The organism is Microbacterium mcarthurae, from assembly GCF_046064585.1.
GTDB classification, from domain to species: domain Bacteria; phylum Actinomycetota; class Actinomycetes; order Actinomycetales; family Microbacteriaceae; genus Microbacterium; species Microbacterium mcarthurae.
The window spans coordinates 133,239-147,654 of record NZ_JAROCE010000002.1 but is presented as its reverse complement, the minus strand read 5'-3'; the positions used below and the strand labels follow the sequence as shown (position 1 = coordinate 147,654).

The 14,416-nt window shown below is 71.2% G+C and carries 12 protein-coding genes; 9 read left to right on the top strand and 3 right to left on the bottom strand.

The annotated features are described in order from the left end of the window. Window positions 1–7 precede the first annotated feature (7 nt). On the bottom strand, window positions 8–940 hold the full coding sequence (locus tag P5G46_RS07305; RefSeq protein ID WP_408905353.1) for an SDR family oxidoreductase: 933 nt from the start codon (window positions 938–940) through the stop codon (window positions 8–10). 182 nt (window positions 941–1,122) lie between these two features. Here P5G46_RS07305 and P5G46_RS07300 point away from each other — a divergent pair, with 182 nt between their 5' ends. The 6 genes from P5G46_RS07300 (at window position 1,123) to P5G46_RS07275 (ending at window position 7,780) form a co-directional block, all read left to right on the top strand. Then, window positions 1,123–1,965 (top strand): helix-turn-helix transcriptional regulator, encoded by an 843-nt coding sequence (locus tag P5G46_RS07300; protein WP_239276887.1) that lies wholly within the window; start codon window positions 1,123–1,125, stop codon window positions 1,963–1,965. A gap of 121 nt (window positions 1,966–2,086) precedes the next feature. Beyond that, on the top strand, window positions 2,087–3,253 hold the full coding sequence (locus P5G46_RS07295) for an alpha/beta fold hydrolase (protein ID WP_408905352.1): 1,167 nt from the start codon (window positions 2,087–2,089) through the stop codon (window positions 3,251–3,253). 103 nt (window positions 3,254–3,356) lie between these two features. Further along, the gene (locus tag P5G46_RS07290) at window positions 3,357–4,400 is read left to right on the top strand and encodes an acyl-CoA dehydrogenase (RefSeq protein WP_408905351.1); all 1,044 of its coding nucleotides are present in this window, start codon (window positions 3,357–3,359) and stop codon (window positions 4,398–4,400) included. Next, window positions 4,394–5,794 carry a PIG-L family deacetylase gene (locus P5G46_RS07285; protein ID WP_408905350.1) on the top strand — a complete coding sequence of 467 codons (1,401 nt, stop codon included), beginning with the start codon at window positions 4,394–4,396 and terminating at the stop codon, window positions 5,792–5,794. The genes P5G46_RS07290 and P5G46_RS07285 overlap by 7 nt, the downstream gene beginning before the upstream one ends. Then, window positions 5,791–6,510, top strand: a complete 720-nt coding sequence (locus tag P5G46_RS07280; RefSeq protein WP_408905349.1) for a glycosyltransferase family 2 protein — start codon at window positions 5,791–5,793, stop codon at window positions 6,508–6,510. The genes P5G46_RS07285 and P5G46_RS07280 overlap by 4 nt, the downstream gene beginning before the upstream one ends. A 94-nt stretch (window positions 6,511–6,604) precedes the next feature. After that, window positions 6,605–7,780 (top strand): zinc-dependent alcohol dehydrogenase, encoded by a 1,176-nt coding sequence (locus P5G46_RS07275; protein ID WP_408905618.1) that lies wholly within the window; start codon window positions 6,605–6,607, stop codon window positions 7,778–7,780. Window positions 7,781–7,882: 102 nt separating this feature from the next. On the opposite strand, the gene P5G46_RS07270 is transcribed toward P5G46_RS07275, so the two are convergent. Next, window positions 7,883–9,106, bottom strand: a complete 1,224-nt coding sequence (locus tag P5G46_RS07270) for an ATP-grasp domain-containing protein (protein WP_408905348.1) — start codon at window positions 9,104–9,106, stop codon at window positions 7,883–7,885. A 104-nt stretch (window positions 9,107–9,210) separates the two neighbouring features. Between P5G46_RS07270 and P5G46_RS07265 the strand changes: the two genes are divergently transcribed. The 3 genes from P5G46_RS07265 to P5G46_RS07255 are packed head-to-tail and all read left to right on the top strand — an operon-like array spanning window position 9,211 to window position 12,697. Beyond that, window positions 9,211–10,929, top strand: a complete 1,719-nt coding sequence (locus P5G46_RS07265; RefSeq protein ID WP_239276724.1) for a circularly permuted type 2 ATP-grasp protein — start codon at window positions 9,211–9,213, stop codon at window positions 10,927–10,929. Beyond that, window positions 10,923–11,855 (top strand): alpha-E domain-containing protein, encoded by a 933-nt coding sequence (locus P5G46_RS07260; protein WP_228161577.1) that lies wholly within the window; start codon window positions 10,923–10,925, stop codon window positions 11,853–11,855. The genes P5G46_RS07265 and P5G46_RS07260 overlap by 7 nt, the downstream gene beginning before the upstream one ends. After that, window positions 11,852–12,697 carry a transglutaminase family protein gene (locus tag P5G46_RS07255; protein ID WP_239276723.1) on the top strand — a complete coding sequence of 282 codons (846 nt, stop codon included), beginning with the start codon at window positions 11,852–11,854 and terminating at the stop codon, window positions 12,695–12,697. The genes P5G46_RS07260 and P5G46_RS07255 overlap by 4 nt, the downstream gene beginning before the upstream one ends. Here the strand turns inward: P5G46_RS07255 and P5G46_RS07250 are convergent. Next, a complete protein-coding gene (locus tag P5G46_RS07250; protein WP_408905347.1) occupies window positions 12,681–14,264 on the bottom strand; it encodes a DHA2 family efflux MFS transporter permease subunit in 1,584 nt (527 codons plus the stop codon). The genes P5G46_RS07255 and P5G46_RS07250 overlap by 17 nt on opposite strands. Between the last annotated feature and the right edge of the window lie 152 nt (window positions 14,265–14,416).

The following is a 14,416-nucleotide window of genomic DNA, read 5'->3' as shown; positions in this document are numbered from 1 at the left end:
CGGCCAGTCACGCGCGGAGCGCGACGCCGGTCAGACGCCGCGACTCCTCCCACACGCGCGCGGCCTCGGTGAGGTCCCGAAGCGGTCGGTACAGCGCGTGCGTCGTGGGGGCGCCGCCGAGGTTGAGCGGCCCGCGCGGGCCGTAGAGCACGTCACTGCGCGGTTCGGTCGTGGCGGCGAGCAGGGCGGGTTGCGCCGCGGAGCGGACGGTCCCGAGCAGGATGCCGTGACGCGACATCCAGCGGATCACCCGAACGCTCGACAAGTCGGCCGCGCGCCCGATCTCAGGGCGTACCGCGAGCAGATTCGTGGGGGCCACGCCCGGATGCGACAGCACGCTCCGAACGCCCCACCCGGCATCCCTGCTTCGTCGGTCGAGCTCCCGGGCGAACAGGCCGAGGGCGATCTTCGAAGCCGAATACGCCCGCTGCCCGTCGTACGCGCGCTCGGACTGCACGTCGTCCCAGTCGATCCGTCCACTGCGCGCGGCGATGCTCACCTGCGTCACCACGCGCGCCCGCCCGGCGGCGAGGAGCGGAAGGATGCCACCGACGAGGGCGACGTGTCCGAGGTGATTGGTGCCGAGCTGCAGCTCGAAGCCGTCCGCCGTCGTCTGCCGCGCCGGCGGCGTCATCACACCGGCGTTGTTGACGAGAAGGTGCACCGGGCGCCCGTCGGTGCGAAGCCCCTCGGTGAACGCGGTGACGCTTGCGAGCGACGACAGGTCGAGGTCGTGGAGTTCGAGGCGGGCGCCGGGTACCCGTTCGCGGATCGTCTGCACCGCACGGTCACCCTTCGCACGGTTGCGGACGGGAAGCACGACCTCGGCACCGGCGGCGGCGAGCCGCTCGGCGATCACGAGGCCCATGCCGTCGCTGCCGCCGGTCAGCACAGCGCGGCGGCCGGCGAGGGAGGGAAGGGGGATGTCGATGTCGGTCACGGTGTCTCCTCGGTCGGGGTGGATCCCACAGTGCGCCGCGCTCCGCGACTCAACCAGGACCCGTCGATCCCCGGCTGAGCCGACCGCCCTTCCCGGTCGACCGCCGCGACTCCCGGGCGGACCGCCGAAGGGGGGATCGCCGCATCCTGGTTCGGCGGCCGGCCGGCGGGTAGACAGGGAACATGATCGACCGGACGGCTCTCGCGGACTTCCTCCGCACGCGGCGCGAGGCGCTGCAACCCGAGGACGTCGGGATGCCGCGTGGCATCCGTCGCCGTACCCCGGGACTGCGTCGCGAAGAGGCCGCGGCGCTCGCGCACATGTCGACGGACTACTACGCCCGGCTCGAACGGGAACGCGGACCGCAGCCGTCGCCACAGATGCTCGCGGCCATCGCGCAGGGATTCCATCTGACGCGCGCCGAGCGCGACCATCTGTTCCGTCTCGCCGGGCACGTGCCCGACGAGCGCTCCGCGGCGGGGGAGCACATCAGCCCGGGACTGCTGCGCATCCTCGATCGTCTCGATGACACGCCCGCCGAGATCATCACCGAGCTCGGCGAGACCCTCCGCCAGTCGCCGCTCGGGGCCGCGCTCAGCGGCGACGCGTCGCTGCGGAAGGGCCCGGCACGCAGTCTCGGCTACCGCTGGTTCACCGATCCGGCGGCGCGGGAACTGTACGCGCCCGAGGAGCACGAGTTCCTCAGCCGACTCTTCGCGTCAGGGCTGCGCGAACTCGCCGGTCGCCGCGGCCGTGAGTCGCGTGCCGCAGCGCTCGCCGACGCCCTGCTCGAGCGGAGCGCGGAGTTCCGCTCCCTGTGGGCGGCCCATGAGGTGGGTCTCCAGCCCCGTCAGACGAAGCGTTTCGTGCACCCCGCCGTGGGCGCTCTCGACCTGCATTGCCAGTCGCTGATCGATCCCGAGACGTCGCACTCGCTGCTGGTCTACACCGCCGTGCCCGGCAGCGAGAGCGCCGAGAGGCTGCGCTTGCTGGCGGTCCTGGGTCCGCCCGTCCCCACCGCGTGAGTCGCCAAGATTTGTCGCCTGAGACGGGTCTCAGGCGACAAATCTTGGCGACTCACGCTTCGTGCGGCGTGCGGAGGGCCGCTTCGTGCGGCGCGCGGGGGCGCGGGGGTAGCGTGCAGGGGTGGGAGAGAACGTCAGGGTGCTGCGGCGCCCGGCAGCGGACGGGGCGCCGCCGTTCGAGCTGAGCTACGTCCGCACCGGTCCGCGCACGTCGACACCGGCGCTGATCATCCCGGGCGGGCCGGGGCTGGCATCCGTCCTGCCCTACCGGGGACTCCGCCGGCGCGCGGCGAGCGGCGGACTCGACGTCATCATGGTCGAGCATCGCGGCGTCGGACGTTCCCGCCGCGACGACGCCGGGCGCGACCTTCCGCCTGTAGCGATGCGGATCACCGCGGTCCTCGATGACCTCGCTGCGGTGCTCGACGCCGAGGGCGTCGACCGCGCGCACATCGTCGGCTCCTCGTACGGCAGCTACCTCGCGTCGAGCTTCGGGGCTCGGCATCCCGATCGGGTTGCGGGGATGCTGCTCGACTCCGCCCTGCAGCGCGCCGACGACCTCGACCTCGAGCGTGCCCGCCTGCGGGCCCTCTTCTGGGATGCCGACGACGACCTCGCGCGCGGCGTGAGACGCCTCGTCGCCGACGGGATCGACGAACGGGTCGTGCTCGATGTCGTCCGCGCGGCGTACGAGCTCGTCGGCCCCGAGCTCGTCGAGCCGCTCGTCCGGCACCGCCCCGGACTCGCGTGGCGCGCGCTCGCGACCTACGCGACGAGGGACGGTTCCGTCGCCCGGATCCCCCGCATCTACGAGTTCGACATCGTCGGCACGATCGCGTTCCGTGAGCTGCACTACGGCGCCCCGCCCGACGGACGCCCGTTCGACCCGGCGCTGACCTACGCGCCGCTCGCCGGACGGTACCCGGCGTTCGCGGGCGAGCCCTACGACCTCGCGTCCGAGGTCGCGCGATTCGCGTGGCCGCTCGTGCTCCTGTCGGGCGACCGTGACCTGCGGACCCCGCCCGAGATCGCCGAACGCGTCGCCCGAACGGCTCCGGATGCCACCCTCGTGCGCCTCCACAACGGCCACAGCGCCCTGGACACTCACCCGATGGCGCTGCTGAACGCCGTGCGCAGGCTCGTCCGCGGCCAGCAGTACCGGCTCCCCGGCGAGGAAGCAGCGCTGGACCGCCTGCCTCGCACCGGTGTTTCCGCATCATTCCCGCGGCTCCTGCGGCCACTCGCGCACATCGACGCCCTTCTGCACACGCGCCTTCCGGGTCGCTGACGCGCCGCGCGGCGCGGGGGTTCGGCGCCGTGCAGGAAGCGGGGTGCGACCGGTGCCGCTGTCAAGCCTCGGCGGATCCCGCCGGTACGGGAAGAATCGGACGATGAGCGCTCCCGTTCATCCCCCCTTCCCCCTCCTCATCCCCGACGACACCCCGGCTCTCGACGACGTCCGCGCCGCCCTCGCGCGAGCGGATGCCGTGGGCGAGCTCGGCACCGACCTCGCCGCCACGCTCGCGTGGGTCGTCGGTGTTCCCCGGCCGCGCTCGGTCGCCCTGACCTGGGAGCTGCTGGCGTCGGTCGCCGCCCGTGACGTCACCGCCGCCCGCATCCTCGAGCCGCACCTCGACGCGCTCGGCATCCTGGACGAGGCCGCCGTCGCCGGATACCCGACTCCGGACCCGGCCGGCTCGTGGGGCGTGTTCGCCGCCGAGAGCCCCGGCACGCGGCTAGAGGCGCGTGAGGATGCCGGGACCTGGACGCTGCACGGCACGAAACCGTGGTGCTCCCTCGCGGCCGACCTCACCCATGCGCTGGTCACCGCGTGGGTCGACGATGAACGGCGACAGCTCTTCGCCCTGGACCTGCGCGACCCGGCGGTGACGGCGCGAACCGGTCCCTGGCACGCGCGAGGACTGGACCGCGTCGTGAGCGCCCCGATCGATGTCGACGGCGCGGTCGCGGTGCCGGTCGGTGAGCCCGGGTGGTACCTGCGCCGCCCCGGCTTCGCGCACGGCGGCGTCGGGGTCGCCGCATGCTGGTGGGGCGGGGCCGTTCCGCTGCGGTCGGCTCTCGCCGCAGCGGCGCGGGCGGATCGGGCCGATCAGCTTTCGCGCGTGCACCTCGGCCGAGCCGACACCGCGCTGTGGGCAGCCCGCGCCGTGCTCGTCGAGACCGCGCAGGTGTTCGACGCCGGGGGCTCGGCATCCGAGAGCCTGCGTGCCGCGCGCGCCCGCGCCGTCATCGTCGACGCGGTCGAGACGACGCTCGCGGAGGCCGCGCACGCTCTCGGGCCGCTTCCGCTCGTCGCCGACGAGGCGCACGCCCGGCGCGTGGCCGACCTGCAGGTGTACGTGCGGCAGCATCACGCCGCGCGCGACCTGGCGAAGATCGGCGGCGACGTGGCGGAGGGTGCGAACGCATGGTGAGCTTCGACCACCGCGACCCCGGCACCGACGAGGACACCTGGACCGCGGCCCTCGCGCGTCCCCTTCCCGCACTCGACCTCGACGTGGACCGTGTCGTGGTCGTGGCCGCGCACCCCGACGACGAGAGCCTCGGTGCCGCGGGGCTTCTGGCAACCGCGGCGGAGCGGGGGATCGCGATCGATCTGATCGTGGTGACCGACGGTGAGGGATCGCATCCGGATTCCCCCACACACAGTCCCGCGACGCTCGCGCTGCTGCGTCGCCGCGAACTCATCGACGCCGCTCGCATCGTCGGCCTCTCCCACGACCCGCTCTTCCTCGGTCTGCCCGACGGCGGAACGGACGACTACCGCGACGACATCGCCGCCGCGGTATGCGCGACGCTCGACCGGTCGGACGCGGACCGTGTGCTCGTTCTCTCGACCTGGCGCGGCGACGGCCACCGCGATCACCGCGTGGTCGGTGAAGTCGTCGAAGCGGTGTGCGTGGCGCGGGGTGTGCGCTCGCGCGCCTTCCCGATCTGGCTGTGGCACTGGGGAGCGCCCGGCGACGTGCCGTGGCACCGCGCCGAGCGTCTGGCGCTTCCCGCCTCGGCTCGGGATGCCAAGGCGCGGGCGCTCGAAGCGCACGCGAGCCAGCTCCGGCCGCTGTCGGCCGCGCCCGGCGACGAGCCCATGATCCACGCCGGTATGCGCGCGCACTTCGCCCGGGACGCCGAGGTGTTCTTCGCCCCGGAACCGTCCGGCGAGGGACCCTCGGTTCGCGCCCCCTCCGAAGCGAAGGGCGGGGGAACGGTCGGTCAGGACTACTTCGACGACATGTACACGCGGCACGACGACCCCTGGGGCTTCGACTCCCGCTGGTACGAGGAACGCAAGCGCGCCACCCTGCTCGCCGCGCTCCCGCGGCGCCGGTATCGTTCGGCGTTTGAGGCCGGATGCGCGACGGGCGCCGTCACCGCACATCTCGCGGACCGCTGCGACCGCGTGCTGGCCGTCGACCTGGCGCCGGCGGCCCTGGATCGAGCTCGCCGGCGCCTGTCGGACCGCGAGAACGTCGAGGTGCGTCGCGCCGTCCTCCCCGACGAGTGGCCGGAGGGCGAGTTCGACCTCCTCGTGCTGTCGGAGGTGGCCTACTACTGGGGCGGCGCCGACCTCGACCGTGGACTCGCCGCGTGCGTCGGTTCTCTCGCCGCCGATGGGCACCTCGTGGCCTGTCACTGGCGGCATCCGGTCGTGGAGTACCCCCGCGACGGGGACGACGTGCACGACGCACTCGCGGCGCGCGGCGATCTGGTGTGCCTCGTCCGACACGAGGAGGCGGACTTCGTGCTCGAGGTGTTCGGGCGCCCCGGCGCACGCTCCGTCGCGGCCGAAGCGGGACTCGTGCCGTGAAAGCCGTCGCGGTCGTGATCCCCGCCCACGACGAGGCGGCGCTCATCGGGCGCTGCCTGACGTCGGTGTCGCACGCCGTGGCCCGGGCGCGGGAACGCGAGCCGGGCCTGGTCGCGACGGTGACCGTCGTGCTCGACGCGTGCCGAGACAGCACACCGGTGCAGGTGCGGCGGTGGCCGGTCCAGGCCATCGAAATCGCGGCCCGCAACGTCGGCACCGCCCGCCGCGTCGGTGTCGCGCACGCCTGCGCGGGCGTTGACGCGCGTCCCGAGGACACGTGGATCGCGATGACGGATGCCGACACCGTCGTTCCGCGTGACTGGATCACGCATCAGCTGGACCTGATGGATGCCGGGATCGACCTCGTCCTCGGCACGGTGCGCCCGGATTTCGCCGACCTCAGCCCCCGCCATGCCGCGCACTGGCGGGCGACGCATCATCGGGGCCGTCCGGCGGGGAACGTCCACGGCGCCAACCTCGGCGTGAGGGCCAGCGCGTACGCCGAGGCCGGCGGTATCCCGGATCTCGCTGAGCACGAGGACGTCGCCCTCGTCCGAGCCCTCCGGGCCATCGGGGTGCGGGAGCACGCGAGCGACGTGCACGAGGTCGAGACGTCGGGGCGCTTCACGGGACGGACGCCGGGCGGCTACGCCGCGTTCCTGCGGCGGGTGCACGCGTGGATCGACGCCGCGCCGGTCGCGGCGCCGAGAGTGTGACGCACCCTGAGGCCTCGGCATCCATTCGTCAACCGCCTCGGCCGTCGGGCGGGCGGCGACCAGACTGGTGGCCCCCGGAACGAGAGGCATGACCATGAAGGCACTGACCTGGCAGGGCAAGCGCGACGTGAGCGTCGAGGAGGTCCCGGACCCGCAGATCCTCGAACCCACCGACGCGATCGTGAAGATCACGTCGACCGCGATCTGCGGCTCCGACCTCCACCTGTACGAGCTCTTCGGGCCCTTCATCGACAAGGGCGACGTGCTCGGCCACGAGCCGATGGGCGTCGTTGTCGAGGTGGGCTCGGCCGTGACCGACCTCGCCGTGGGCGATCGGGTCGTCGTCCCGTTCAACATCTCGTGCGGGCACTGCTTCATGTGCCGTCGCGGTCTGCAGTCGCAGTGCGAGACGACGCAGGTCCGCGAGTACGGCAGCGGGGCAGCGCTGTTCGGATACACCAAGCTCTACGGCCAGGTGCCGGGCGGTCAGGCCGAGTACCTGCGGGTTCCCCTGGCCGACTACAACCACATCCGCGTCGGTGACGACCTGCCGGACGACCGGTATCTCTTCCTCAGCGACATCGTGCCGACGGCGTGGCAGGGCGTGCAGTACGCCAACGTCCCCGAGGGCGGCACGTTGGCGGTCATGGGGCTCGGGCCGGTCGGACAGTTCGCCGCCCGCATCGGCGTGCACCTCGGCTACCGCGTGCTTGCGGTCGAGCCCGAGCCGGAGCGCCGCGCGATGGCCGAGCGGCACGGCGTGCTCACCTACGACCTCACCGACACGGTGGTCGACGAGCTGATCGACCTGACCGAGGGCCGCGGTGCCGACGGCGTCGTGGATGCCGTGGGCATGGAGGCGCACGGAAACGGTGGCATCCGGCTGGCGCAGAACGCGGTCGGACTGCTCCCGGACGCGCTCGCGCGGAAGGCCATGGACAAGGCCGGTCTGGATCGCCTCGCCGCCGTGTACTCGTCGATCGACCTCGTCCGTCGCGGTGGCACGGTCTCCCTGAGCGGTGTCTACGCCGGTGAAGCCGACGTCCTGCCCATGAAGACGATGTTCGACAAGCAGATCAACTTCCGCATGGGCCAGTGCAACGTGAAGCGGTGGATCGACGATCTGCTGCCGCTGGTCGAGGACCCCGCCGACCCGCTCGGCGTCATGGACCTCGTGACGCACAGCGCCCCGCTCGAGGACGCCCCCGGTCTATACGAGACGTTCCAGAAGAAGGAGGACGGCTGCATCAAGGTCGTCCTGCGCCCGTGACCTGAAGGCGTGAGTCGCCAGGATTTGTCGCCCGGGAGGCCTCCCAGGCGACAAATCCTGGCGACTCACGCCCCGGCGGGGCGGGGGACGGGGCGGGGCGGGTCAGACGCGACCGGCGTGGACGGACTCCAGAGCCGCGGCATCCGCCTCGCGCATGCCCTCGATCGGCTCGCCGTTCCAGACGATGTCGTCGCCGAGCGCGGCGAGCATCTCCTTGCGGTCGCCGTGCGAGATCTTGGCGCCGTGCACGAGGGTCGCCGGGCTCCACAGCATCGCCGCTCCGTCCCACCAGCCGGCGCCGACGTCGCGGACGTGCAGCAGGTCGTGCAACGTCGTGGGCAGGTGCTTGAGAGGCTCGGTGAAGGCGTCTGCCAGCACCGCCAAGGTGATCTGCCGCTCGGTGCCGGGAACGGCCACGACCGTCTGATCCACCGCTCCCTCGATCGCGCGCGAGACGTCCTCGGCCTCGAGCAGGATGACACCGTTCGTGGGCCGCGGGTTGCACTCGATGATCTTGTAGTCCGGCGTGACCTCGGTGCCGTGGTCGACGAAGTCGAACGAGATCTGCCCGGTGAACCCGGGGTCGAGCGTGTCCACCAGCTGCTGCGTGTAGCGCAGCGTGTCGGTGCTGTCGACGGCGATGAACGCGATCGCGGTGCTGTGCGCCCACTGCTCCGCGGCCTTGTACGTCGTGTGGGCGGTGACCCGGCCGTCGACGACGACGCTGTAGGTGCACACCATGGGGCCGTCGACGAACGGCTGCACGAGCCAGGGCTGCTCTGGCGTCGGCACGCAGTCCTCGACCGGCACCTTCCCCGCGAGGGGCCCGGTGTTGGTCAACAGCCCGACGCCGCCGCGCGAGAACGCCGCGCGAGCGAAGTACCGGGGGAAGCTGTCGATCGCGGCGCGCAGCTCGTCGGGGGAGGTGACCACCACGGTCTCGGGGATGGGGACCCCGGCCTCCTGCGCCAGGCGCTGGAAGCTCGCCTTGTCGTGCAGGCGCGCGAGGTCGGCGAAGCTTCCCGCGTACAGCTCCACGCCGTCGGGCAGATCGGCGACGCGGGCAGCGAGATAGAACACCTCCTCGAAGGTGGGGAGGATGACATCGATGTCGTGAGCGCGCACGTAGTCGCTGACCGCGGCGATGAAGGCATCCGTCTCGAACCGGGGCGACGGCGTGACCAGGTGCCCGGCGAGGAAGCGCGAGTGGTTGCCGACCGCCCCGTCGTATGTATCGCTCGCGAAGACGGTGTGCCCGACGCTGCCGAGCTTGCGGATGAGGTCGAGAGCGAACGTGTTGCGGGAACTGGTGACGAGAACGCGCATGGGGGCACCCTTGGTCGAGCCGGCTGATGTCGGCTCAGCCTAGCCACGGCGGTGCCCGCGCGGGGGAAACACCTCCGCAACACGGGCCTGGGTAGGCTCGGGGCATGGGTGACCTGTTCGACGGTTACGGCTCCACGTTGGCGCCGCGCAAGACCGCATCCGGCATCCCGGCCTACGACGAGATGTTCGGTGTCCCCGCCGCCCCCGGTGACGCCGCGCCCTCGCGGGAGGCGTATCGGGAGCTCTACCAGACGCTGGCGCAGATGACCCAGGAAGAGTTGCGCGGCCGCACCGACTCGCTCGCGAGTTCGTACCTCGCCCAGGGCGTCACGTTCGACTTCGCGGGAGAGGAGCGTCCTTTCCCTCTGGATGCCGTGCCCCGGGTCATCGCCTACGACGAGTGGTCGCGCATCGAAGCGGGTGTGAAGCAGCGGGTGCGGGCCCTGGAGGCGTTCCTCGACGACGCCTACGGCAATCAGCACTGCGTGCGCGATGGCATCCTTCCGGCGGGGCTCATCTCGTCGTCGCAGTACTTCTATCGTCAGGCCGCCGGCATCCGCAGCGCCAACGGGGTGCGGATCCAAGTGTCGGGTATCGACCTCATCCGCGACGAGCACGGTGAGATGCGCGTGCTCGAAGACAACGTGCGGGTGCCCTCGGGTGTGTCCTACGTCATCTCCAACCGGCGGGTCATGGCGCAGACGCTGCCGGAGCTCTTCGTCTCCATGCGCGTGCGCCCGGTGGGCGACTACCCCAACAAGCTGCTCGCGGCGCTGCGCGCCTCGGCCCCGCCCGGTATCGACGACCCGAACATCGTGGTGCTCACCCCCGGTGTCTACAACTCCGCCTACTACGAGCACACGCTGCTCGCGCGGCTCATGGGCGTCGAGCTCGTCGAGGGCCGTGACCTGCTGTGCATCGGCGGGAAGGTGTTCATGCGCACGACCCGCGGTCCGCAGCGCGTCGACGTCATCTACCGCCGCGTCGACGACGATTTCCTCGATCCGCTGCAGTTCCGGGCCGACTCGATGCTCGGCGCGCCGGGCCTCATGCTCGCGGCGCGCCTGGGCAACGTGACGATCGCGAACGCCGTGGGTAACGGCGTCGCCGACGACAAGCTGCTGTACACCTACGTGCCCGATCTGATCCGGTACTACCTCGCCGAGGAGCCGATCCTGAAGAACGTCGACACGTGGCGGTTGGAGGATCCGGGGGCGCTCGAAGAGGTGCTCGACCGTCTCGACGAGCTCGTGGTCAAACCCGTCGACGGCTCGGGCGGCAAGGGGCTGGTCGTCGGGCCGGATGCCTCGCCGGCAGAGCTCGAGAAGCTGCGTCGGCGTCTGCTCGCGGACCCGCGCGGCTGGATCGCGCAGCCCGTCGTCATGCTCTCGACGATCCCCACCCTCGTCGAGGATGGGATGCGTCCCCGCCACGCCGACCTTCGGCCCTTCGCGGTCAACGATGGCGACGACATCTGGGTGCTGCCCGGCGGTCTCACTCGCGTCGCCCTTCCCGAGGGGCAGCTCGTGGTGAACTCGAGCCAGGGCGGCGGCTCGAAGGACACGTGGGTCGTGGGCGGGTCCGCCCCCTCCCACGTCGAGTACGGCCAGGGCAACGGGGTTTCCGGGCTCGTCGCAGATCAGGCGGCCGTGACCGAGGCGATCCCGATCGTCTACGACGGCCAGCCCGCCCCCGCGACGGCGCCGCGGGATCTGCGCGCCGACCGCGATCAGCAGGAGCAGCAGCAGCAGGCCGACGCCGGCGTGCAGCACGGGCCCCAGGCCGAGCAGCAACAGCAGCAGGGGGAGGTGTCGTCGTGCTGAGCCGCATCGCCGAATCGCTGTTCTGGATCGGCCGCTACATCGAGCGGTCCGACGGCACCGCGCGCATCCTCGACGTCCACCTCCAGCTCCTCCTCGAGGACCCCTGGATCGACGAGGACACCGCATGCCGGTCGCTGTTGAGCGTGATGGGGTCGGCCTTCCCCGAGAACGTCGACAGCGTGCGACGCGACGACGTGCTGGCGCGACTCGCGGTCGACCGCATGAACCCGTCGAGCATCGCGTACTCGCTCACCGCGGCACGAGAGAACGCCCGCCGCGCGCGCGAGATCGTCTCGACCGAGCTGTGGGAGATCCTCAACACGACGAACTCTCGGATGCCACGGCGCCTGCAGACCGACAAGGTGCACGAGTTCTTCCAGTGGGTGCGCGAGCGCGCGGCGCTCGCAATCGGCATCGTCGACTCGTCCACGAACCGCGACGAGGCATGGCAGTTCTTCACGCTCGGCCGCAGCATCGAGCGCACCGACATGACCGCCCGGTTGCTCGCGACCCGGTCGCTCACCGAGGTGTCGGGTCCGTCCTGGACGACGATCCTCCGCTCGTGCGGGGCGTACGAGGCATATCTGCGCACCTATCGGGGTATGCCGAGCGCCCGCAACGCCGCGGAGTTTCTGTTGCTGGACCGCCTCTTCCCCCGGTCGATCATCTATTCCATCCAGCGCGCCGAGGACTGCATGAGCGCCATCGATCCCCGTGCCGACCGCGTGGGCCACTCCAACACGGTGCTCCGGGCGCTGGGACAGATCCGCAACGATCTCGAGTACCGCCCGATCAGCGACATCCTCGCGGAACTCCCCGAGCACATGCAGCGCGTGCAGACCGTGACCCGAGAGGCATCCGAGGCCATCCGTTCGCGGTTCTTCCCCACGCAGGCCGAGCCCGCCTGGATCGGAGAGATCTCGTGAAGCGCCTGCGCATCGAGCACCAGACCGGGTTCACCTACCCGGGTGACGTCGTGGCCTCGTACAACGAGGCCCGCATGCTGCCGGTGTCCACGGACAGCCAGTTCGTGCTGAGCTCGTCGCTCGACATCGAGCCGTCGACGTCGGTGAACCAGTACGTCGACTACTTCGGCACGCGGGTCGCGGCCTTCGACGTGCTCTCGCCGCACTCGGGGCTGACGATCACGGCCCGCTCCCTGGTCGAGGTGCGCCCGCGCCCGATCGAGCACGCCGACATCACGTGGGAGGAGTTGCGAGAGCAGGCATCCAAGTCCATCGCCACGGTCGAACAGCTCACTCAGACACGACGGACGACGCCGCACCCCGAGGTGGCGGAGATGGCTCGCGCGGTCGCGGCCCGCCATGACCGTCCGGGGCCGGCCGCGCACGCGATCGCCGAGGCCGTGGGTGAAGCGATCGACTACATGCAGGGCGTCACGGGCGTGCACTCCACCGCCGTGGACGCGTGGGAGGCCCGGAAGGGCGTGTGTCAGGACATCGCGCACATCACCCTGGGGGCGCTGCGCGAAGTCGGCATTCCCGCGCGGTACGTGTCGGGCTACCTGCACCCCAAACCGTCCGCCGAGGTCGGCGAGGCCGTCACCGGCGAGTCGCACGCGTGGGTCGAGTGGTTCGCCGGTGACTGGCAGGGCTTCGACCCGACCAACAACATCGAGATCGGCGACCGGCACGTGCTCGTCGGACGTGGACGCGACTACAACGACGTCCCGCCGCTGCGCGGCGTCTACGCCGGGCCGGGGAAGAGTCAGCTCAAGGTCAGGGTCACGATCACTCGCGAGACCTGACCCGGGCCGTCCCCAGCGTCAGCGTCGAGGCCAGGCCGAGCGTGAGGAAGCCGGCCGCGGTGAAGGCGGCGGCGCGCGTGCCGTCGCTGAAGGCGGCTCGCGCGTCCTCGGCGATGTCGCGTGTCTGCGGCGACTGCTCGAGCCCGAGGATCGCCCCACCCGCGCTGTCCACCACCTGCGACACCACCTGGTCCCGCTGCTCGGTCGGCAGCCCGCGGTTGTCGAGGGAGGCCGCGAGAACGCCGGACGTGGTCGAGAACAGGACCGTCCCGAGGATCGCCACCCCCAGTGCCGCCCCCAGTTGGCGCGACGTCGATTGCGTCCCGGACGCGGCTCCGCTCTCGCCCGCGGGGACCTCGGCCAATACGACCCCGGTGAGCTGCGCCGTGGCGAGGCCGACTCCGACGCCGTAGATGAACAGGAACGGGATGAGCGGGCCCCATGTGGCATCCGGTCCGATGGTCAGGGCGACCCCCGCCACCCCGATGATCTCGGCCGCGAGGCCCGCACGTACGATCCACACCGGCGCAGCGCGACCGCTCAACGCGCCCGCGATACCGCTCGCGACGAACGACCCGATGGCGAGCGAGAGCAGCAGGAGCCCCGTCTGCAGGGCGTCGAAGCCGACGACGAACTGCAGCCACAGGGGCAGGGCGAGGATGATGCCGAACTCGCCGAGGGAGACGACGGCAGCGGCGATGTTGCCGTTGCGGAAGGACGCGATGCGGAACAGGCCGAGAGCGAGCAGGGTCGAGCGCCCGGTGCGCTGGCGGTGGGCGCCCCACGCGACGAAGGCGACGAGCGAGACGGCGGCCAGCGCGAAAGCGATCGGCACGGGCGACAGGGGCAGCGACCATTCCCAGGGGCCGATCTGCGGCGTCTGCTCGACCGTCCACCAGCCGTAGGTGCGGCCCTCGATGAGTCCGAAGACGAGCGGGGCCATCGTCGTCACCGACAGCACGGCGCCGATGCCGTCGATCGACTCCCGCCTGTCGCTGCGCGACTCGGCCACCGTGAAGAGCACGCCGATGACGATGAGGATGCCGAGGGGGATGTTGATCCCGAAGGCCCAGCGCCAGGAGAAGGCGGTGGTCAGCCATCCGCCCAGCAGCGGTCCGACGGCGGCCATTCCGCCGATTGTCGACCCCCACACGGCGAACGCGATGCCGCGCTCGCGTCCGTGGAACGTGGCGTTGATGAGCGAGAGGGTCGTGGGGAGGATCATTGAGCCGCCGATGCCCTGGACCAGCCGGGCGAGGATGAGGAGCCCGCCGCTGGGGGCCACGGCGGCCGCGATCGAGGCGAGAGCGAACACGGTGACCCCGATGAGCATGAGGCGTCGTCGTCCGACCCGGTCCGCGAGGCTTCCGAACACCAGGAGCAGCGACGCGAAGACGAGGGTGTACGCCTCCTGCACCCACTGAACCTCGGTGGAGGAGATGCGGAGCTCCTCGACGATGGACGGTACGGCGACGTTGACGATCGTCGAATCCACGATGATCAGCGACACGGCGATGCTGATGAACACCAGTCCCGCCCACCGGCGGGGGATCTCTCCTTGACTCACATCGCTAGCTTATCTAGCGAAAAACACCGGAGGAAGGGGATGCCGCGACGCCGTGCGCTGCGCCCTGCACTTTCCGCATCGCCCTGCATCGCCCGGAACGATGACCGGACGAAACGTTGGGACGAATAGCGCAAGATGATGGCCTACCATCG

Excerpts from the sequence above, each read along its gene's own strand:
- P5G46_RS07300 (WP_239276887.1), top strand. The coding sequence starts at position 1,123 with ATGATCGACCGGACGGCTCTCGCGGACTTCCTCCGCACGCGGCGCGAG.
- P5G46_RS07290 (WP_408905351.1), top strand. The coding sequence starts at position 3,357 with ATGAGCGCTCCCGTTCATCCCCCCTTCCCCCTCCTCATCCCCGACGAC.
- P5G46_RS07285 (WP_408905350.1), top strand. The coding sequence starts at position 4,394 with ATGGTGAGCTTCGACCACCGCGACCCCGGCACCGACGAGGACACCTGG.
- P5G46_RS07275 (WP_408905618.1), top strand. The coding sequence starts at position 6,605 with ATGAAGGCACTGACCTGGCAGGGCAAGCGCGACGTGAGCGTCGAGGAG.
- P5G46_RS07270 (WP_408905348.1), bottom strand. The coding sequence starts at position 9,106 with ATGCGCGTTCTCGTCACCAGTTCCCGCAACACGTTCGCTCTCGACCTC.
- P5G46_RS07265 (WP_239276724.1), top strand. The coding sequence starts at position 9,211 with ATGGGTGACCTGTTCGACGGTTACGGCTCCACGTTGGCGCCGCGCAAG.